The organism is Streptomyces roseofulvus (genome assembly GCF_039534915.1).
In the GTDB taxonomy this organism is placed as follows: Bacteria; Actinomycetota; Actinomycetes; order Streptomycetales; family Streptomycetaceae; genus Streptomyces; species Streptomyces roseofulvus.
In genome coordinates, this window is sequence record NZ_BAAAWE010000001.1 from 3,086,533 (window position 1) to 3,105,249 (window position 18,717).

The 18,717-nt window shown below is 74.3% G+C and carries 17 protein-coding genes and 1 tRNA gene; 10 read left to right on the forward strand and 8 right to left on the reverse strand.

Going from position 1 to position 18,717, the window contains the following annotated elements; translation table 11 throughout:
• Nucleotides 1–14 precede the first annotated feature (14 nt).
• Together aspT and ABFY03_RS14200 are read left to right on the forward strand one after the other, a co-directional pair.
• Nucleotides 15–1,718 (forward strand): aspartate-alanine antiporter, encoded by a 1,704-nt coding sequence (gene aspT / locus ABFY03_RS14195; protein ID WP_319011368.1) that lies wholly within the window; start codon nt 15–17, stop codon nt 1,716–1,718.
• A 22-nt stretch (nt 1,719–1,740) separates the two neighbouring features.
• Nucleotides 1,741–3,384 (forward strand): bifunctional aspartate transaminase/aspartate 4-decarboxylase, encoded by a 1,644-nt coding sequence (locus ABFY03_RS14200; RefSeq protein ID WP_319011367.1) that lies wholly within the window; start codon nt 1,741–1,743, stop codon nt 3,382–3,384.
• Nucleotides 3,385–3,468: 84 nt separating this feature from the next.
• On the opposite strand, the gene ABFY03_RS14205 is transcribed toward ABFY03_RS14200, so the two are convergent.
• From ABFY03_RS14205 to ABFY03_RS14215, 3 genes are all read right to left on the reverse strand, one after another.
• Nucleotides 3,469–5,010, reverse strand: coding sequence for a cellulose binding domain-containing protein (locus tag ABFY03_RS14205; RefSeq protein WP_346170047.1), 1,542 nt, complete (start codon nt 5,008–5,010; stop codon nt 3,469–3,471).
• Between the two features lie 150 nt (nt 5,011–5,160).
• Nucleotides 5,161–6,552 (reverse strand): HAMP domain-containing sensor histidine kinase, encoded by a 1,392-nt coding sequence (locus ABFY03_RS14210; RefSeq protein ID WP_319011365.1) that lies wholly within the window; start codon nt 6,550–6,552, stop codon nt 5,161–5,163.
• Between the two features lie 16 nt (nt 6,553–6,568).
• Entirely contained in the window at nt 6,569–7,270 is a 702-nt protein-coding gene (locus ABFY03_RS14215) for a response regulator transcription factor (RefSeq protein WP_319011364.1), read from the reverse strand.
• A gap of 79 nt (nt 7,271–7,349) precedes the next feature.
• On the opposite strand from ABFY03_RS14215, the gene ABFY03_RS14220 reads away from it, so the two are divergent.
• Complete coding sequence (locus tag ABFY03_RS14220) at nt 7,350–7,934, forward strand: hypothetical protein (protein WP_319011363.1); 585 nt, start codon at nt 7,350–7,352, stop codon at nt 7,932–7,934.
• A gap of 185 nt (nt 7,935–8,119) precedes the next feature.
• On the opposite strand, the gene ABFY03_RS14225 is transcribed toward ABFY03_RS14220, so the two are convergent.
• Together ABFY03_RS14225 and ABFY03_RS14230 are read right to left on the reverse strand one after the other, a co-directional pair.
• Entirely contained in the window at nt 8,120–8,983 is an 864-nt protein-coding gene (locus ABFY03_RS14225; RefSeq protein ID WP_319011362.1) for a spermidine synthase, read from the reverse strand.
• A gap of 33 nt (nt 8,984–9,016) precedes the next feature.
• Nucleotides 9,017–9,484 (reverse strand): hypothetical protein, encoded by a 468-nt coding sequence (locus tag ABFY03_RS14230; protein ID WP_346170048.1) that lies wholly within the window; start codon nt 9,482–9,484, stop codon nt 9,017–9,019.
• Nucleotides 9,485–9,710: 226 nt separating this feature from the next.
• On the opposite strand from ABFY03_RS14230, the gene ABFY03_RS14235 reads away from it, so the two are divergent.
• Entirely contained in the window at nt 9,711–10,997 is a 1,287-nt protein-coding gene (locus ABFY03_RS14235; protein ID WP_319011360.1) for an NsdA family TPR-like regulatory protein, read from the forward strand.
• Between the two features lie 11 nt (nt 10,998–11,008).
• On the opposite strand, the gene ABFY03_RS14240 is transcribed toward ABFY03_RS14235, so the two are convergent.
• Nucleotides 11,009–11,605, reverse strand: coding sequence for a histidine phosphatase family protein (locus ABFY03_RS14240; protein ID WP_319011359.1), 597 nt, complete (start codon nt 11,603–11,605; stop codon nt 11,009–11,011).
• 138 nt (nt 11,606–11,743) lie between these two features.
• Here ABFY03_RS14240 and ABFY03_RS14245 point away from each other — a divergent pair, with 138 nt between their 5' ends.
• The 3 genes from ABFY03_RS14245 to ABFY03_RS14255 are packed head-to-tail and all read left to right on the forward strand — an operon-like array spanning nt 11,744 to nt 15,812.
• Nucleotides 11,744–12,901, forward strand: a complete 1,158-nt coding sequence (locus tag ABFY03_RS14245) for a hypothetical protein (protein ID WP_386723680.1) — start codon at nt 11,744–11,746, stop codon at nt 12,899–12,901.
• Nucleotides 12,892–14,469, forward strand: a complete 1,578-nt coding sequence (locus ABFY03_RS14250) for a hypothetical protein (RefSeq protein WP_346170049.1) — start codon at nt 12,892–12,894, stop codon at nt 14,467–14,469. The genes ABFY03_RS14245 and ABFY03_RS14250 overlap by 10 nt, the downstream gene beginning before the upstream one ends.
• Nucleotides 14,466–15,812: an AAA domain-containing protein gene (locus ABFY03_RS14255; protein WP_319011357.1), complete on the forward strand. Its 1,347-nt coding sequence runs from the start codon at nt 14,466–14,468 to the stop codon at nt 15,810–15,812. Before ABFY03_RS14250 ends, ABFY03_RS14255 begins: the two co-directional genes overlap by 4 nt.
• An 8-nt stretch (nt 15,813–15,820) precedes the next feature.
• Here the strand turns inward: ABFY03_RS14255 and ABFY03_RS14260 are convergent, their stop codons facing one another.
• Nucleotides 15,821–15,952 (reverse strand): hypothetical protein, encoded by a 132-nt coding sequence (locus tag ABFY03_RS14260; RefSeq protein ID WP_319011356.1) that lies wholly within the window; start codon nt 15,950–15,952, stop codon nt 15,821–15,823.
• A 54-nt stretch (nt 15,953–16,006) separates the two neighbouring features.
• Here ABFY03_RS14260 and ABFY03_RS14265 point away from each other — a divergent pair, with 54 nt between their 5' ends.
• The 3 genes from ABFY03_RS14265 (at nt 16,007) to ABFY03_RS14275 (ending at nt 17,237) form a co-directional block, all read left to right on the forward strand.
• Nucleotides 16,007–16,363, forward strand: coding sequence for a hypothetical protein (locus ABFY03_RS14265; protein ID WP_031014634.1), 357 nt, complete (start codon nt 16,007–16,009; stop codon nt 16,361–16,363).
• 165 nt (nt 16,364–16,528) lie between these two features.
• On the forward strand, nt 16,529–17,173 hold the full coding sequence (locus tag ABFY03_RS14270) for a hypothetical protein (protein WP_346170050.1): 645 nt from the start codon (nt 16,529–16,531) through the stop codon (nt 17,171–17,173).
• A tRNA-Lys gene (locus tag ABFY03_RS14275) sits at nt 17,164–17,237 on the forward strand. The genes ABFY03_RS14270 and ABFY03_RS14275 overlap by 10 nt, the downstream gene beginning before the upstream one ends.
• Nucleotides 17,238–17,298: 61 nt before the next feature.
• On the opposite strand, the gene ABFY03_RS14280 is transcribed toward ABFY03_RS14275, so the two are convergent.
• Nucleotides 17,299–18,522, reverse strand: a complete 1,224-nt coding sequence (locus tag ABFY03_RS14280; protein WP_386723684.1) for a M6 family metalloprotease domain-containing protein — start codon at nt 18,520–18,522, stop codon at nt 17,299–17,301.
• Nucleotides 18,523–18,717: the final 195 nt, after the last annotated feature.

An 18,717-nucleotide genomic window follows, 5' to 3' on the forward strand; every position in this document is an offset into this window, starting at 1 on the left:
CGGCCACCCCCTCCATGATCGACTTCCTGAACCGGAACATCTTCCAGCCCCACCCCGAACTGCTGGTCTTCCTCACCGTCGCCCTCGGCTTCCTCTTCGGGAAGCTGCGCTACCGGGCGATCGCGCTCGGCGCCGTCACCGGCTGTCTGGTCGCGGGCCTGCTGCTCGGCGCCCAGTTCAAGATCACCATCGACGCCACGGTGAAGAACCTCTTCTTCACCCTCTTCCTCTTCGCCCTCGGCTACAAGGTCGGCCCCCAGTTCTTCCGCGGCCTGAAGAAGGACGGGCTGCCGCAGGTCGTCAACGCGCTCATCGTCTGCGTCACCGGCCTGCTGGTCTCCTGGGGCTTCGCCGTGATGCTCGGGTACGGCCCCGGCCTCTCGGCCGGCCTGCTCGGCGGCGCGCTCACCCAGTCCGCCGTCATCGGCGTCGCCCAGGACGCCATCGGCAACCTCCCCGGCCTCTCCGCCGACCAGGCGAAGACGGAGGAGAACCTGGTCGCCATCGGCTACGCGGTGACCTATCCGCTCGGCACCATCCTCTGCGCCATCCTCCTCGCCAACGTCCTCCCCCGCCTCTACCGGCGGGACCTGGCCGCCGAGTCCGCCGCGCTCGCCAAGGAGCTGGACGCCCCCGGCGACGACCCCGACCTCGCCGAGGGCTACTACGAGGTCGTGCTCCGCGCGTACACGATCCAGCGCCCCGACCTGGTCGGCCGCACCATCGACGACTTCGAGAACCAGCAGAAGGAGCTCGGCCACCGCATCTACATCACCCGGGTGCGGCGCGACGGCACGGTCCTCCCCCACGACCAGGCGACCGTGCTCCGGGCCGGCGACACCGTCGCCGTCTCCGCGCTGCGCGGCTCCCTCGTCGACTTCGACGCCCGCACCCACATCGGCGCCGAGACCGACGACGTCGAACTGCTCGGCTACGAGACCGAGTCGCTGCACGTGGTCGCCTCGAACAAGGAACAGCTCGGCAGGACCGTCGCCGAGCTGCGCCGCGAGCCCTTCATGGTCGGCGTCTACATCGACCGGATCTACCGCTCCGGCGCCGAGTTCCCCTACCGGCTCTCGACCCGGCTGGAGCGCGGCGACACCGTGATCCTGACCGGCCCGAAGCGGCTCGTGGACCCGGCGGGGAAGGCGATCGGCAAGCCGGTGCCGACCTCCTTCGCCACCGACATGCTCTGGGTCGGCCTCGGCGTCTTCCTCGGCGGCTGCCTCGGCATCCCGGCGCTCACCGTCTCCGGCGTGCCGATCTCGCTGTCGACCTCCGGCGGCGCGCTGATCATGGGCCTGGTCTTCGGCTGGATCCGCGGCAAGTACCCGACGTACGGGAACGTGCCGCCGGGCGCCCAGTGGTTCATGGACACCTTCGGGCTGTGCGCCTTCGTCGCCGTCGTCGGCATCAACGCCGGTCCGAGCTTCACCAGCGGCCTCTCCACGGCCGGCTGGGGGCTGCTCCTGTGGGGCGCGGTCGCCACCCTCGTCCCGCTGGTCGTCGGCTTCCTCGTCGGCCACTACGTCCAGAAGATCCGCTTCCCGATCCTGATGGGCGTGCTGGCCGGCGGCCAGACCACGACCGCGGCGATCGGCGCCATCAACGAACAGTCCCGGTCCCAGATCCCCACGCTCGGCTACACGATCCCCTACGCGGTGGGCAACGTGCTGCTGACCATCTGGGGCGCCGTGATCGTCATCCTCAACCACTGACCACCGTACGTAAGGACGCGCCATGCCCAGGACCACGTTCACCCGCGAGGAGATCAAGTCCTTCGCGCAGCTCTCGCCGTTCGAGCTGAAGGACAAGTTCATCACCCTGGCCAGGACCGCCCAGGCCGACCAGCCGGGCCAGAAGGACAAGTCCTCGGTCCAGATGCTCAACGCGGGCCGCGGCAACCCGAACTGGACCGCCACCGGCCCCCGCGAGGCGTTCCACGCCCTCGGCTACTTCGCGCTCTCCGAGTCCCGCCGGGTGTGGACCGCCGACGACCTCGGCGGCATGCCCGAACTCAAGGGCTCCGGCGCCCGCTTCGACGCCTTCGTGCGGCAGCACCCGGACCTGCCCGGCATCGAGATGCTGCGCAAGTCGGTCGAGTACGCCGTCGAGCGCTTCGGCTTCGACAAGGACGCCTTCGTCCACGAGCTCACCGACAGCTCGATCGGCGACAACTACCCGGTGCCGGACCGGATCCTCGTCCACACCGAGCAGATCGTCCGCGGCTACGTCGACGACGAGCTGTTCGACCGCCGCCCGCCCGCCGGGAACGTCTCCTACTTCGCCACCGAGGGCGGCACCGCCGCCATGTGCTACGTCTTCGACTCGCTGATGAAGAACGGGATCCTGAAGAAGGGGGACCGGATCGCCCTGATGGTTCCGGTTTTCACCCCGTACATCGAGATCCCCGAGCTGGACACGTACGAGTTCGACGTCGTGCACGTCAACGCCTCGCTCTTCGCCGAGACCGGCGTCCGCGAGTGGCGCTACCCGACGGAGGAGGTCGCCAAGCTGGAGGACCCCTCGGTCAAGCTGGTCTGCCTGGTCAACCCGTCCAACCCGCCCTCCCTGGCGCTGAGCCGGCGGGTGGCGGACCAGCTCCGGCGGATCGTGGCCGAGAAGAACCCGAACCTGGTCGTCGTCACCGACGACGTCTACGGCACCTTCGTCCCCGGCTTCCGCTCCATCGCCGCCGACCTGCCGCACAACACCCTGCTCGTCTACTCGTACTCGAAGCACTACGGCGCCACCGGCTGGCGGCTCGGCGTCATCGGCCTCCACGACGACAACGTCATCGACCGGATGATCGCCGAACTCCCGGCGGCCGAGCGGGAGCGGCTGCGCAAGCGGTACGGGAGCCTGAGCCTGGAGCCGGAGAAGATCCGGTTCATCGACCGGCTGGTCGCGGACTCCCGGCAGGTGGCCCTCAACCACACCGCCGGCCTGTCGCTGCCGCAGCAGGTCATGATGACCCTCTTCTCCCTCTTCGACATGCTGCCGGAGGGCCAGGAGTACAAGGAGCGGCTGCGGGCCATCGTGAAGCAGCGCCTCGACCTGCTGCTCGAAGGCGCCCAGATGAAGATCGCCGAGGACGACCAGCGGGCCGGCTACTACATCGAGCTGGACCTCCTCGCCGAGGCCGAGCGGGTCCACGGGAAGGACTTCGCCGACTTCCTGGAGAAGAACTACGAGCCCGTCGACCCGCTGTTCCGGCTCGCCGAGCAGACCGGCGTCGTCCTCCTCAACGGCGGCGGCTTCGACGGCCCCGAATGGTCGGTCCGGGTCTCCCTCGCCAACCTGGACGACCTCGACTACCTGAAGATCGGTCACCATCTGCGGGCGATCTTCGACGACTACTCCGAGGAGTGGAAGAACGCGTAGCGCGCCCCGGGAAGAGGGGAGCGTGCCCCGGCCGGGGGTGGGGTGTCTCCGGCCGGGGCACGCGGTGTGGGGGGACGGGGCGGCCTATCGGTAGGCGGCGAACGCCTTCGTGAAGGCGAGCGGCTGCTGGAGGATCGAGGAGCAGGTGGCGTCGGCGTGGTTCACGGCGCCGGCCGCGCACTGCTTGTCGCGGGTCGAGGACCACATCGACAGCCAGCCGATCCCCTTGGAGCGGGCGAAGTCGACCAGCTGGGTGGCGTCGTCGACCCTGAAGACCTCGCTGACCACGTCGTTCACGCCGATCATGGGGGTGATCGCGACGGTCTTCCAGGCGGCCGCGTCGGAGAGCCCGAGGACGCCCTTGAGCTGGGCCTGGGTCGCCGTCGCGGCCTGGATCGCGTAGGTGCCCATGTCGCCGCTGTAGGCGGGGCCGTAGTCCATCGCCATGATGTTGACCGCGTCGATCCGGACGCCGTTCTTCTTCGCGTCGGCGAGCAGGCTCACCCCGGGCTGGGTCAGGCCCTCGGGCATCACCGGCAGGGTGAAGGAGACGTTCAGGCCGGGGTGGCTCTTCTGCAGCTGGGCGATGGCCTGGGCGCGGCGGGTGTTGGCGGCGGTGTCGGGGAGGGCGGCGCCCTCCACGTCGAAGTCGACCTTGGTGAGCCGGTACTGGTCGACGACCTTGCCGTACGCCTTCGCCAGGTCGGCGGCGGTCGCGCAGTTCAGCGCCAGCTCGTGGCCGGCGGCGCCGCCGAAGGAGACCCGCACGTCGCCGCCCTTGGCGCGCAGGGCGCCGATCTGGGCGGCCACCTTGTCGGATCCGAGGTCGGTGACGCCGCCCCACAGCGGGGCGCAGGAGCCGCCGGAGGTGATGAAGGCGAGGTTGAACTCCTTCACCCCGGTGGCGTCGGCGGTGGCGAGCAGGTCGTACGCGGGGTAGAGCGAGGTGTCGACGTACGGGGCGTACTTGGCGGCGGCGGTCGGCGGGGTGGTCGGGGGTGCGGTGGTGGGCGGCGCGGTGGGCGGCGCCGTGGTCGGGGTCGGGGTGGGGGCGGGGGGTGTGGTGGCCGTCGCGGTCGCCGTGGCCGTGGGGGTCGGCCGGGGACTCGTGGTGGCGGTCGCGGTGGGCCGGGGGCTCGCGGTCGCGGTGGGCTGGTCGGTGGGGCGGCCGCTGGGGGTGGGGGCGGGTCCGCCGGCCGAGCAGGCGACCTCGTTGATGAGGCAGCCGGAGGGGTCCCCGGCCTGTCCGGCCGCCGAGGTCACGAAGCCGACGGTGACGGACTGGCCGGGGGCGAGCTGCCGGTTCCAGCTCGCGGGCTTCACGGTGACGTGCCGGCCGGAGACGGTGTGGTCGCCGTTCCACAGGGAGCCGATGGTGGTCCCGGCGGGCAGGTCGAACTCCAGCGTCCAGTCGGTCTGGGCGGCGGAGGTCTCGTTGGTGATCACGTACTGGCCGGTGTAGCCGCCGGTCCAGGAGGAGGTCCGGGTGTAGGCGGCGCCGACGGCGGCGGCCTGGGCGGTGCCGGTGAGGGCGAAGACCGTGCCCCCGGTGATCGCGGCCGCGACGACCGCCCCGACGGCCTTCGTACGGCCGCTGGTCCTGCGCCGGTGCGCGTTGCTGCCCATGGGTGCTGCCTCCGTGGTGCGGGGGGATGCGGGGTGCGGTGGGGGTGCGGGCAGCACGCTAGCGCCGGGAGAACGGACAATTGCCTTATGACGGACCCGGGTTGGGATTCTTAGGCTCCGCTTAAGGGAGCCATCACCACGGGCAAAGGTTCAGCGCCGCGGGGCCTTGCGGCGGCGGGCCGGGCGGTGCGAACGGCGGCCCTCGGCGCCGCCGGGGCCGTGTCCGCCGAGCCCGATCCAGATGCGCACCTCGGTGCCGCCGAGGACCGAGCGGCCGATCCGGACGTCGCCGCCGGTGGCCTCGGCCATGCGGCGCGCGATGTCGAGGCCGAGGCCGGTGGAGCCGGCGCGGGTGCCGCTGTTGCCGCGGGCGAGCGCCGCGTCCGGGTCGGCGATGCCGGGCCCCGCGTCCGAGACGAGGACGATGACCGCGTCCTCGCCGTTGTGGACGTCGACGGAGAAGGCGGTGCCCTCCGGGGTGTGCCGGAAGACGTTGCCGAGCAGGGCGTCGAGGGCGGCGACGAGTTCGGGGCGCGCCACCGGGATGCGTACCGGACGCTCCACCCCGGCGAGGCGGACGAGCCGCCCCTCGTCCTCGGCGAGCGCGGACCAGAACTCCATGCGCTCGCGGACCACTTCGGCCGCGTCGCAGCCGGCGCCGGGTCCGGTCGGCGCGGTGGTCTGGGGCTTCGCCTCGCGGGCGGTGCGGATGATGGTGTCCACCTCGCGTTCCAGCTGCTCGACGGCGGCCCGGGTCTGGTCGGCGGCGGGCCCTGAGCCGAGCGAGGCGGCGTTGAGGCGGAGCACGGTGAGCGGGGTGCGGAGCCGGTGGGAGAGGTCGGCGGCGAGCTCGCGCTCGTTGGCGAGGAGCTGGACGACCTGGTCGGCCATGGAGTTGAAGGCGACGGCCGCCGACTTGAGTTCGGGCGGGCCCTCCTCGGCGACCCGGACGCCGAGCCGGCCCTCGCCGAGCTCGTGGGCCGCGCGGGCGAGGCGCTGGGCGGGGCGGACCATGCGGACGCCGAGCCGGTCGGCGACGGCGAGGGAGCCGACGATCAGGGCGACGCCGACGCCGGCGAGGACGAGCCAGGCGGTGGCGACGCCGTTGGTGACCTCGGCCTCGGGGACGAAGAGTTCGACGACGGCGACCTGGCCGGAGCTGAGCGCGGTGGGCTGGAGCAGGGCGTAGCCGCCGGGCACCTCGGCGATGGAGGCGCGGCCGAGGGTGCGGGTGGCGGTCAGCTCGCCGGGGTCGGCCCGGCGGGTGCCGATCTCCAGGGCCTCACCGTCGGGGCCGTCGGGCGGGAGGTGCACGGCGAGCCGGCCGGCGGCGCCGTCCTCGGTGGAGGCGATCGCCTTCTCCAGCTCCACCCGGTCGGTGGTGATCGCGAGGACCGGGGCGAGCCCGGACGACCGCCGCTCGGCGTTGGAGAAGGCCCGGTCGCGGGCCATCTCCTTGACGACGAGGCCGAGGGGGACGGCGAAGGCGATGACGACCATGGCGGTGACGGCCAGCGACACCTTCACGAGCGCCCATCTCACGGCTGCCGCTCCCGTCTCACGGCTGCTGCTCCCGGGGCGGTTCCAGCTTCACGCCGACGCCGCGCAGGGTGTGGAGGTAGCGGGGCCGGGCGGCCGTCTCGCCCAGCTTCCGCCGCAGCCAGGACAGGTGGACGTCGATGGTCTGGTCGTCCCCGTACGCCTGCTGCCACACCTCGGCGAGCAGTTCCCTGCGCGGGACGACGACGCCGGGCCGGCCGGCGAGGAAGGCGAGCAGGTCGAACTCGCGGCGGGTCAGGTCGAGGGGGACGCCGTCGAGTTCGGCCTGGCGGCGCAGCGGGTCGATCGCGAGTCCGCCGACGCGCAGCTCCGTCGGCGGCGCGGGCTCCCCGGAGACGGCCCGGGCGCGGCGGAGCACGGCGGCCATCCGGGCGGTGAGGTGCTCGACGGAGAACGGCTTGACGAGGTAGTCGTCGGCGCCGGCGTGCAGCAGCCGGACGATCTCCGCCTCGTCGTCCCGGGCGGTGGCGATGATCACCGGTACGTCGGTGAGGCCGCGCAGCATCTTCAGCGCCTCGGACCCGTCCAGGTCGGGCAGTCCGAGGTCCAGCACGACCACGTCGAAGCGGAAATGGGCGACCTCGCGCAGCGCCTCCAGGGCGGTGCCGACGCTCCGTACCGTGTAGGAGGCTTCCGTCAGCTGCCGGATGAGGGCGGAGCGCACGAACTGGTCGTCCTCGACCACGAGCACACTTGCCATGGGCGGCACCGTACGCCATTCGGGGGACGCCTCGGTCACTCCCCGCCTTCCGGTCCGCGCCCGCCGGGCGTGGTGCACTATGGCCCGGATGCGAAGAGGACTCGTTCACGCCCTGGCCTGGTCGCTCGCCACCGGCGCGGCGGTCACGCTCTCCTGGTGGGGAGTGCACACGGTGCTGTCCGGCACGGTCTACGACCCGCCGCGCGCCCTGCCGCTGCCGGTCGGCACCCCGGACGGTCCCGTGCCCGTGGAGACCGCCATCGGCGAGCCGGTGACGGCCTCGACCAGCCGCCCGGCGGCCACGCCCCGGGCGACCGCTCCCCCGCCGTCCGCGCCCGCGCCGACGGCCCCGACGTCCACCCGGCCGGCCGGCCCGCCCCGGACCACCCCGGCGGCGACCTCGGCTCCGCCCGTCCCCTCGGGGTCGTCCTCGCAGGTGAAGAGCTATCCGTCCGACGGCGGCAGGGTGACGTTCGACCTCGGCGGGACGTCCGCCGAACTGGTCTCGGCGGTCCCGGCCGCGGGCTGGCGGATGCAGGTGTGGAAGCAGCCGTCGTGGATCCGGGTGACCTTCACCCAGGGCGACCGCGAGATCTCGGTCTTCTGCCTCTGGCACGACTCGGCCCCGCGGGTGGAGATCGACGACCGCGTGAACCAGGCCTAGGTCGTTTCTTTCGGATCAGGCCGGATCAGGGAGCGGCGTCTGGTGCGTGCGCTCGCAAGGCGGAGGAGGGAGCCGACGCGGTGGGGGCACCTCCCAGCGGTAGCTGGGGGAGTCGGCGACCGACGACAACGCCGCGAGCGTGCGTGCCAGACGCCGCGAGCCCGGCATGATCCGGAAGAGACGGCCTAGCGGAAGACGGACGGCGGCGGGGCGGGGGACGCCTTGGCGGTGGCGTCGGTGACCGGGGCCGCGCCGCCGGTGAAGTCGGCCAGCGGACGGCCGTGTTCGACGCGGCCGGGGTGCGGGTCGGTGGCGACCCGGCGGGTCAGGTCGGCGACGGGCAGCTCGCGGTCGGAGGCGACGAGGACCGCGTTCCCGAAGCGGCGGCCGCGGAGCACGGTCGGGTCGGCGATCAGGGCCAGTTCGGGGAAGACGGCGGCGGCGGTGGCGATCTGGCCGCGGAGGTGGGCGAGCGGCGGGCCGTCGGCGAGGTTGGCGGCGTACGTGCCTCCGGGCCGCAGCGCGCGCCGCACCTCGTCCAGGAACTCGGTGCTGGTGAGGTGGGCGGGGGTGCGGGCGCCGCGGAAGACGTCCGCGATGATCAGGTCGGCCCAGCCGTCCGGGACCTTGGCGAGCCCGGCGCGGGCGTCGGTCGCGCGGACCCGGATGCGGGCGCCTGGGTCGAGCGGCAGCGCGCGGCGGACCAGGCGGACGAGGGGTTCGTCGATCTCGACGACCTGCTGGGTGGAGCGGGGACGGGTCGCGGCGACGTACCGGGCGAGGGTGAGGGCGCCGCCGCCGAGGTGCACGGCCTGGAGGGGGCGGCCGGGCGGGGCGGCGAGGTCGGCGACGTGGCCGAGCCGGCGCTGGTACTCGAAGGTGAGCGCGGCGGGGTCGTCGAGGTCCACGTGGGACTGGGGGGCGCCGTCGAGGAGCAGCGTCCAGGCGCGGGGGCGGTCGCGGTCGGGTATGAGTTCGGCGAGCCCGCCGTCGACGGTCTCGGAGACGGCGTCGGCCGCCGCCCGCTCGCGCTGCTTGTTCCTGGCCATCCGCCCATTATCGGACGGATCCGGGCGGGTGGTTCAGTGACAGCCGTCGGCCGCCTCGATGAGGCGGGCGGCCTCGCCGAGGGCGCGGCGCAGGACGGCGGGGTCGGTGACCGGTCCGGTGTCGCCGGGCGGCAGCAGCCAGCCGGCCGGGCGGGGGGCGTCGCCGGCGGGCTCGGGGAGCTCGGGGAGTTCGGGGAGTTCGGGGAGGCGCAGGCCGCGGCCGGAGGTGCGGGTGCAGGCGCTGCCGGGGAGGTCCCAGGCGGCGGCGGTGCCGGGCGGGACGAGGAAGCCGAGGGTGTCGCAGGCGCCGTCGTGCAGCACGGGCCCGACGGCGGGGGCGCCGCGGCGGCGGAGGATGTCGACGGCCTCCAGGCCCTGCCGCGCGGGCACGGTCACCAGGTCGCAGGGCTCCTCGGGGCCGGCGGCGGGCGTGGCCGGCACGGTCGCCGTGGGCGTCGCGGTCGTCACGGTCGTCTCGAAAGGCGCGGCGTTCTCGGACATGGACCCCTCCTCGCTTCCCGGAAGGAGACACGTTCCGTCTCTCCCATACGGTTCAACGCCCGTGCGCGTCAACGGCTACGGCGGCACGCCGCCGCAAAGGATGGCAGTTCATGGCAGATCGCAGGCGAGATATCCGATTTGTAGCCAAACTCAGCGTACGCATCCGGTCACAGCAGGTACGTTCATGCCGCCGGAACACCCGGCAGCACCAGGAGAGGGCTCGGCCATGGCCATGTCACGGGCAGTTCCCAATCTCGCCTTCCGACGGCTCCGCGGGCAGCACTCCCCGGCGGAGTTCGCCGCCTCGGTCCGCCGGGCGGCGCGGGAGATCGGCGAACAGGTCGCGTGCGACGCCCGCTACATCGGGCGCGTGGAGGCGGGCGAGATCCGCTGCCCGAACTACGCGTACGAGCGGGTCTTCCTGCACATGTTCCCCGGGCTGACCCTTGCCGACCTGGGTTTCTCCGCACGGGAGGCGGTACGCGGCCGACGGCAGGCCGCCCCGGCCGGGGCCTCGGGGCCCCCCGCCCTCCCGACCCGGAACGATGAGGAGAGCGACGTGCTGCGTCGCGCATTCATGACGAGCGGCACCGCCACCCTGGCGGCCGCCTCCTGGGGACTCGGCCCGACCGCCGCCGCGATCCCCAGCCCCCGCGGCACCCACCGCATCGGCGAGGCCGAGGTCCTCGCCGTCGAGGACGCCGTACGGCGCATCCGCCTGCTCGACGACCGGCACGGCGCCGACGGGCTCTACAAGGTCGCCGCCCAGCCCCTCCGCACCGCCTACGCGCTGCTCGACGGGGGCACCGCGGCCCGCCGCTCCACCGAGGACCGGCTGCTCGCCGGCGCCGGCGAGCTGTCGCTCTCCGTCGGCTGGCTCGCCCACGACTCGGGCCGCCACGAGGACGCCCGCTCCCACTACGCCGAGGCCCTCGCCACCGCCCGGGTCTCCGGGAACGCGGCCCTGGAGGCGCACGCCTTCTGCAACACCTCCTTCCTCGCCCGCGACACCGGCCGCTACCGCGAGGCCGTCCGCGCCGCCCAGGCCGGACTGCGGGCCGCCGCGCCGCTCGCCTCCCCCCGGCTGCTCGCCCTGCTCTCGCTGCGCGAGGCCGCCGCCTGGGCCGGGCTCGGCGACAGGTCCTCCGCGGAGGAGTGCCTCGGCCGCGCCCACGACCACTTCGGCCGTGGCCACGCCGAACAGGACCCCGAGTGGATGTCCTTCTTCGGCGAACCCGAACTGGAGGCCCTGGAGTCGCACTGCTGGGCCGCCCTCGGCGACTGGAGCCGCGCCGCCCGCCACTCGTACCGGGCCACCGTCCTCCAGCACCCGCGCTTCGCCCGCAACCTCGCCCTCTACCGCGCCCAGCTCGCCGGCCACCTCGCCCGCGCCGGGCGCCGCGACGAGGCGGAGGCGGAGGCGCGGCGGGTGGCGGACTCGATGGACGGGATCGCGTCGGCGCGGGTCCGGGGACTGCTGGCCGAGACCCGACTCATCCTGACGGGTGGGTGAAGCGCCCGGGGTCAGCCCTCCAGGTGCCCCGTGTCGTTCCAGCGCTCGATCGCCGGCGCGCCGTACGCCCAGCCGAGGACCGAGAGGCTCGTCGGGTCCAGACGGATGCGGGCGGCGTGGGAGACGTCCTCGCCGAGCCAGCGGGCACCGATGGAACGGAGGATGTGACCGTGGGCGAAGACCAGCACGTCCCGGTCGGCCGAGCGGGCCCACGCGACGACCTCGTCGGCGCGGGCGGACAGCTCGGCCATCGACTCGCCGTCCGGGACGCCGTCGCGCCAGATCAGCCACCCCGGGCGCAGCTCCTGGATCTGGGCGGGGGTCAGGCCCTCGTAGGCGCCGTAGTCCCACTCCATCAGGGCGTCCCAGGGCTCCGCGCGGTCGCCGAATCCGGCCAGGTCGCAGGTCTCGCGCGCGCGGACGAGCGGGCTGGTGCGCACCTCCACGCCGGGCAGCCCCTGCCAGGGGCCCCGGTGCAGCCGCTCGCCGAGCAGCTTGGCGCCGCGCCGGCCCTCGTCGAGCAGCGGGATGTCGGTCCTGCCCGTGTGGCGGCCGAGGAGCGACCACTCGGTCTGGCCGTGACGGGCGAGCAGGATGCGCGGTGCCATGGGCGGGGCTCTCCAGAAGGTGTGACGCGGATGGGGCGGGTCTCCTCATCATCGCGCAGGCGGCCCGGGCGCGAACTCCCGGTGTCCCCGGGCCGGAACGCACCCGCGTTGTCGGTGCCGGATGCGACACTTCCGCGGGTGAGCGCATCCCTGGACGACGGCGGGTCACGGCCGCCGCACACGACGGACCCCGTGCCGACCCCGGCGAGCCGGCGCAGGACGCGGGAGAGACTCGCCGAGCTGCGCGGGCCGGCGGTTCCGCCGCGCCCGCTGGACGCGCGGGCGCTGGCCGCGCTGGCCGCCAATCCGGGGTGCAGGCGCCGGGCGCTGCTCGACGGCGCCGGGGTGGACAAGGGGGCGCTCGCGTCGCGGCTCGGCTCGCCGGCGCCGTTCGGCCAGTCGCAGTTCGCGATCGTGCGCGGCAACAGCTTCGAGGCGAAGGTCAAGGCGGACGGCGGGCGGGAGCTGCTGCGGCTCCTCGGCGTCGAGGACCCCGGGGCCGTCTCCGTACCGGACCTGTCGGCGTCCGGGCCCGAGGGCCGGACCGCGCGGACGGCGCTGGCGCTGCGCGAGGCGACCGCGGCCGGGGGCTGGACGCTGCTCGACCATCCGCTGCTGACGCTGGAGGTGGCGGGCTCGCCCGTGCACCTGGAGCCGGACGCGGTGGTGGTGGACCCGGCCGGGCGGTGGACGGTCGTGGAGATCAAGTCGTTCCCGATGGTGGACGGGGCCGCGGACGCGGCGAAGGTGGGAGCGGCGGCCCGGCAGGCCGCCGTGTACGTGCTGGCGCTGGAGCGGGTCGCGGCGCTCACCGAGGGCGCCGAGGTCGGGCAGTCGGTGCTGCTGGTCTGCCCGAAGGACTTCTCGAACCTGCCGACGGCCTCCGTGGTGGACGTCCGCAGGCAGCGGGCGGTGACCCGGCGCCAGCTGGAGCGGCTGACCCGGATCGAGGAGATCGCCGACGCGCTGCCCGAGGGGCTGAGCTTCGACGTGAAGGGCTGCTCGGCGGAGGAGCTGGCGGCCGCCGTGGAGGCGGTCCCGCACGCGTACGCGCCGGAGTGCCTGGCCGCCTGCGAGCTGGGCTTCCACTGCCGGTCGCGGGCCCGGGAGGCGGACGCGGTGCAGACCCTGGGCCGCTCGGTGCGGGCGGAGCTGGGCGGGCTGACCACGGTCGGCGCGGTGCTCGCCGCCGCGCGCGGGGAGGAGGGCGACCCGGAGGACCCGGCGGTGGCGGCGCTGCGCCGGGCGCGGGCGCTGCGGCAGGAAGCGCTGGGGGAGGCCGCGGCATGTCGCTGATCGCGCATCTGGCCCGGATGGAGGCCGTGGAGGCGGGCCGGGCGCAGCCCCTGGCGACCGTCCGGCACCGGCACCTCGGCGAGCGGCCGCTCGTCCTCGTGCCGCTGACCACCGCCGGCGAGGCGGGTGCCCCGCTGGGCGCGCTGGTCGGCACCGACCCGGAGGAGCCGCGGCTCCTCGTGGTCCCCCAGCCGCGCGACCGGGAGCTGCGGTTCGCGTTCCTCGCCGAGCTGGCCGAGGAGGTGCTGCCGTACGTCGACGGGTTCGCCGACGCCGTCGAGCCGGTGGAGCGGAAGGACTCCGCCACCGGTGAGAAGGTCCAGGTCGAGCTGTGCCTGGACGCGCCGCAGCTGATCGTGCCCAGCCGGGCCGGGATCGAGTACGTACGGCTCCTGGGGCGGTCGACGCGGTTCCGGCGCACCGCCGAGCAGGACCCGGACACGCCGTACCCGGCGCCGCCGCGCGTGCCGCTGCTCGGACGGTGGCTGACCCACTACGGCGAGCGGGCCCGGGTGCCGGGCTCCTCGCTGCTGCTGGCGGCGACCGACCTGCTCAACCGGCACTGGGCGACCGGGCAGTCCTCCCTGGAGGACCAGCACCTGGGGGCGCTGCTCGCCTGGATCGACCCGCCGGAGGGCGAGTCCGGCGCCCGCGCGGCGTACCGGGCAGAGCTGGGGCGGGACGCGGACGGGCAGTTGCTGTGCCCGCCGGCCGGGCCCGCGACCGACCCGGCCTTCGACAACCGGCTCCTCGCGCCCGCGATCGAGGCGTACGACCGGGCCCGGCAGGCCGTCGGCGCCGCCGAGGACGGCGAGGCCGCCGACGCGGCCCTCGCCGGGCTGCACCGGGCCGAGCGGGAGGTCCGGCGGCTCGTCGTCTCCCGGCTGAAGCCGACCTGGGACGCGACCTGGCGGGCGCTCGGCCTGCTGCGGGAGCTTCCCGAGGGGGCCCGGGTCGCCGACCGGTGGACCCGGGACCGCTGGTCCTTCACCGCGCACCGGGACCGGATCACCGCCGGGGAGCCGCCGCAGCCGCGCCGCGACGACGCCGTGACCGCCGCCGCGAAGCTCGCCGCGCGCGAGCAGGCGCAGGGGCAGCTGGACGCGCAGGAGGCGCTGGACGACCCGCTGGTGCTGGCCGGACGGCGGCTGTCCGGGGAGGCGTTCACCGGGGAGGTCACCGAGGTGACCATGGCGTGGACGGAGTCGAAGCGGCCCGCGCCGCGCCCGCTGCTGACGGTCCGCACGGAGGACCGGCCGCACCTGGACGAGGGCGTGAAGGTGTACCGCTCGCTGGGCGGCAAGCCGCAGTCGGCGGAGTTCGTCCGCCGCGAGGAGGACGGCTCGCTGGTGCTGCGGCTGCTGGACAAGATGGGCCGGTCGAAGGAGCCTGCGGAGGGCACGGTGCCGGAGAAGGGCGAGCGGATCGCCTGGACGCTCTTCGAGCACGACCAGCGGGTGGGGCCGAAGCTGCCCGACCCGGAGGAGACGCCGTGGACCCACGGCGGCCCGCCGCGCTCCGCCGACGCCGAGCTTCCCGACGCCGTGACCCCCGAGGACCTGCTGTGACCCTGTACGACCCCGCCGTGCTCGACCCCGGCGCGGCCGCCGCGCAGGCGACCGCCGCGATCCTGGAGAGCACCCTGCACGGCACCGCCCGGGGCGTCGTCGTCGACTCCCCGCCCGGCGCCGGCAAGTCGACGCTGGTGGTGCGCGCCGCGCTCGAACTGGCCGCCGCCGGGCGCCCCCTGATGGTGGTCGCGCAGACCAACGCGCAGGTCGACGACCTGGTGCTGCGGCTCGCCGAGAAGGAGCCGGACCTGGAGGTGGGCCGGCTGCACTCCAGCGACAGCGATCCGTACGACCGGGCGCTCGACGCGCTGGAGCAGGTACGGAAGTCGGCGAAGGCGGGCGATCTGGCCGGGCTGCCGGTGGTGATCTCGACGGCCGCCAAGTGGGCGCACGTGAAGAACGTGGAGCCGTGGGCGCACGCGATCGTCGACGAGGCGTACCAGATGCGGTCGGACGCGCTGCTCGCCGTGGCGGGGCTCTTCGAGCGGGCCCTGTTCGTGGGCGACCCTGGGCAGCTGGACCCGTTCTCGGTGGTCGGCGCCGACCAGTGGGCGGGGCTCTCTTACGACCCCTCGGCCTCGGCGGTCTCCACGCTGCTCGCGCACAACCCGGAGCTGCCGCAGCACCGGCTGCCGGTCTCCTGGCGGCTGCCGGCGTCGGCGGCGCCGCTGGTGTCGGACGCCTTCTACCCGTACACACCGTTCCGCGCCGGCACCGGGCCCGGGGACCGCCGGCTCTCCTTCGGCGTGGCCTCGGACGGCTCCGCCCCGGACCGGGTCCTGGACGAGGCGGCCGAGTCCGGCTGGGGCCTGCTCGAACTGCCCGCCCGGCACACCCCGCGCACCGACCCGGAGGCCGTCCACGCGGTCGCCCTGGTGGTCCGCCGCCTCCTGGACCGGGGCGGCGCGGCGGTCAGCGAGCGTTCCGACACGCCGGTGCCGCTGACCGCGGACCGGATCGCGGTGGGCACCGCCCACCGGGACCAGGCGGCGGCCGTCCGCACGGCCCTGGCGGACCTCGGCGTGTCGGGGGTGACGGTCGACACGGCCAACCGGCTCCAGGGCCGCGAGTACGACGTCACGGTCGTCCTCCACCCCCTGTCGGGCCGCCCCGACGCCACCGCCTTCCACCTGGAGACCGGCCGCCTCTGCGTCCTCGCCTCCCGCCACCGCCACGCCTGCGTCGTCGTCTGCCGCGCCGGCGTCACGGACCTCCTCGACGAACACCCCTCCACGGAACCGGTCCAGCTCGGCGTCACCGTGAAGTTCCCCGACGGCTGGGAGGCGAACCACGCCGTGCTGTCGCACCTCGCCGAACACCGGGTGGCCTGGACGCCCTGACCCGCCGGTCAGGCGGTGGCCGCCGCGTGGGCGAGGAGTTCGTCGACCGACCACTGGTCGTCGATGTGCTCGCCGTACTTCGCGGCGGCGATGCGGCCGTCCGGGGCGACGGCGGGGCGGTCTTGCGGGGCACGGGACAATGGGGGGTGGTCCGGGTGTCCGGATCACGCGTGTGGGCGAGGAGGAGCGGAACGATGGCGGAACCCGCGGAGCGGAGCGGACAGCGGCGGCTGCGACCGGCGCCCCTGATCTTCGAGCCTGCCGAGGCGACCGCCGATCCGGAGCATTTCTTCGATCTGGAGTCGATCGAGGACCCGAAGGAGCTGCTGTCCCGGGCGACCGAGCTGACGCTGGCGTTCCGGGCGGCGACGGACCGGGCGATCGAGTTCCAGGCCGTCGCGGCGGCACAGCTCGCCGATCCGAAGCGGTTCGACCGGCTGACGGCGGCGGACGTGGCCGAGCGGGCGGCCTGGACCGAGGACTACGCGCGCAAGATGATCGAGTTCGGGCGGGACCTGATCCGTACGAACGGGCGGCCGGCCGAGGACTGAGAGCGCTCACGGGAGCGGGGCGGCGGGCCGGGCCGGAACAGGCGTTCGGCATATGCGGGGCGCACGATACTCCTCCCGCCTGGCGCCTGTCCGTGTTTCCCCGCGTTTCCCGGTGTTTTCCGCAACTCTCGGCTTTCCCTTCGTCACCGGCGGTAGACCTGTCGCATGACGACGACGACCTGGCTGCGCGACGAGACCCCGTACACCCACGACGTCTTCCGCTTCCTGCGGACGGGGGACGAGGACCGGCACCAGACCGCCCGGGTGACGGCGGACGGCGCCGCGTGGCTGGCGTCGGCGGCGAGCGGGGACCTCGGGGCGGCGCTCGCGCGCTGGGAGACGCGCCCGGAGTCGCCGGCGGTGCTGCCGTGCGGGACCGTCTTCGACGTCGTCAGCGTGGACCCGGTCTTCGGCCGCCGGATGCTGGACCGGCTGTGGGAGGAGGGCCCGGGCTCCGGCCCGGTGGCCGCGCACCGGGGCCGGATGCTGCTCTTCGCCGCGCCCGGCACGTCCCAGCGGCTGCCCGCGCTGCTCGACTGGGAGGAGTGGGGCGACGCCGTGCCGCGACCGCTCTGCCACGGCACCGGCGACGCGGTGACCGTGCCGCCGCTGGTGCCTGGCGGGAGCGGGTCCGGGCCGCGCTGGCTGGTCGCCCCGGACACCCGGAGCCCGTGGCTGCCGGGACCCGAGGTGATGCTGTGGGCCTGTGTGCGGGCGGCGCGGATGGTTTCCGCCGCCGACGTGCGGGTATCGATTTTTGCTCCCGCCGCTCAGGATGCTAATGTCTACGACGTCAGCAGGCGCCGCTAGCTCAGTTGGTTAGAGCAGCTGACTCTTAATCAGCGGGTCCGGGGTTCGAGTCCCTGGCGGCGCACCGACGGAAAAGGCCCCTCACGCGAGTGAGGGGCCTTTTCGCATGCGGGGACGGGTTCGGTTCACTCCGTGATCGGCGGGGTGATCTTCACCGTCCAGACGCCGGCCTCGCTGCGGTCGGCGACCTCGACGCGGACGCCGGTGCCGGGCACGGTGAGCGTCTCCCCCACCTCCATGGGCGCGTCGGCGAGCGGCGGGTAGACCGAGCGCTCCCAGCACGCCTCCGTGGCCGGGTGGGCGTCGACGACCTCGACCGGGCCGTCACCGGAGGGGGCGCCGGCCCGCACCCGGTAGACGAGGACGCCCTCCGTGCAGGTGTCGGCGTCGTTCCCGGTGGCGGCGCGGGCCTCGATCGCGAGGACGGTGTCCCGGCCGGTGCGGACGACCGCGAGCCGGGTGGAGCGCGTGGTGGGGGTCGCCGGGGCGGCGGAGACGGGCTCCAGGCCGACCACCCGCGGCTCGCCGCCCTGGACGCAGGTCACCTGGGAGCGGTCGAGCCAGCCCAGCTTCCACTTGTGCCAGCCGAAGGGGTCGGGGGCGAGCCCGAACTGGCTGCCCATGACGTCCCAGTCCCCCACATGGGTGTCCCAGTCGCCCTTGCCGTCGGCGGGCCGGCGGTACAGGTCGGGCAGGTCGAAGACGTGACCGGTCTCGTGGGCGAGGACGTTCCGGTCCGGCGGATGCCGCTCGAAGACCGTGACGACCCGGCGGATCGGCGTGCCGTCGGCCTCCAGCGGCCGCTCCAGGTTGACGACCTTGGTGGCGTCCGAGTCCACGCCGGGCGCGTCCGGGTCGGCGACCAGGTAGACGATGTCGTACCGGGAGAAGTCGACGGAGTCGTCGACGGCGGCGATGGCGTCCCGCAGGTAGGCGGCCCGCTTTCCGGCGTCCCAGTCACGCCGTATGTCGTAGGCCGTGGAGGGGCGGGGCATCTCGGTCCAGGCGGCGCGCGGGTGCGGGCGCAGGGTGAACCGTCCGTAGGAGGCCCGCCGGAAGAACTCGGTGGTGGCCGGGAAGTGGTCGGCGGTCAGCTCCTCCGGGGTGGTCAGCGGGGCCGCGTCCGGGAACGAGAGGAAGATCATCACCGCGTCGAGCGTCCGCTCGGGGCGCGGATAGGAGCCGTTCCAGCTGGAGAGGCCGAGCGAGTGGTGCGCGGCGGTACGGGGCAGGGCGCAGGGGCCGGCCGAGGACGCGGCCACGGCCGGCCCGGCGACCAGGCCGGTGGCCGCGAGCGCGACGAGCGCGGTGAACGAGGCGGCTCCGGCGCGCAGCCGGGAGCGCTCCACTCCCCCGGGTGGCTGCTGACCCTCCACGTGGACCTCCGGTTCGCGAGTGCGGGACACCTCCACCACCTTGTGATGGTTCGCGGTGTTTCGCATGTTTCCGCTGCCCCGGTCGGGTGAGGGCGCGGCGCGGGGTGGACGCGAGACGATCGGATTCCAGCTCACGGACAGTCACCTTCGGTCATCCCGGCGCCGTCG

Excerpts from the sequence above, each read along its gene's own strand:
- ABFY03_RS14215 (WP_319011364.1), bottom strand. The coding sequence starts at position 7,270 with ATGGCAAGTGTGCTCGTGGTCGAGGACGACCAGTTCGTGCGCTCCGCC.
- ABFY03_RS14250 (WP_346170049.1), top strand. The coding sequence starts at position 12,892 with ATGTCGCTGATCGCGCATCTGGCCCGGATGGAGGCCGTGGAGGCGGGC.
- ABFY03_RS14220 (WP_319011363.1), top strand. The coding sequence starts at position 7,350 with ATGGCCCGGATGCGAAGAGGACTCGTTCACGCCCTGGCCTGGTCGCTC.
- aspT (WP_319011368.1), top strand. The coding sequence starts at position 15 with ATGATCGACTTCCTGAACCGGAACATCTTCCAGCCCCACCCCGAACTG.
- ABFY03_RS14235 (WP_319011360.1), top strand. The coding sequence starts at position 9,711 with ATGGCCATGTCACGGGCAGTTCCCAATCTCGCCTTCCGACGGCTCCGC.
- ABFY03_RS14240 (WP_319011359.1), bottom strand. The coding sequence starts at position 11,605 with ATGGCACCGCGCATCCTGCTCGCCCGTCACGGCCAGACCGAGTGGTCG.
- ABFY03_RS14205 (WP_346170047.1), bottom strand. The coding sequence starts at position 5,010 with ATGGGCAGCAACGCGCACCGGCGCAGGACCAGCGGCCGTACGAAGGCC.
- ABFY03_RS14225 (WP_319011362.1), bottom strand. The coding sequence starts at position 8,983 with ATGGCCAGGAACAAGCAGCGCGAGCGGGCGGCGGCCGACGCCGTCTCC.
- ABFY03_RS14265 (WP_031014634.1), top strand. The coding sequence starts at position 16,007 with ATGGCGGAACCCGCGGAGCGGAGCGGACAGCGGCGGCTGCGACCGGCG.
- ABFY03_RS14230 (WP_346170048.1), bottom strand. The coding sequence starts at position 9,484 with ATGTCCGAGAACGCCGCGCCTTTCGAGACGACCGTGACGACCGCGACG.
- ABFY03_RS14270 (WP_346170050.1), top strand. The coding sequence starts at position 16,529 with ATGACGACGACGACCTGGCTGCGCGACGAGACCCCGTACACCCACGAC.
- ABFY03_RS14200 (WP_319011367.1), top strand. The coding sequence starts at position 1,741 with ATGCCCAGGACCACGTTCACCCGCGAGGAGATCAAGTCCTTCGCGCAG.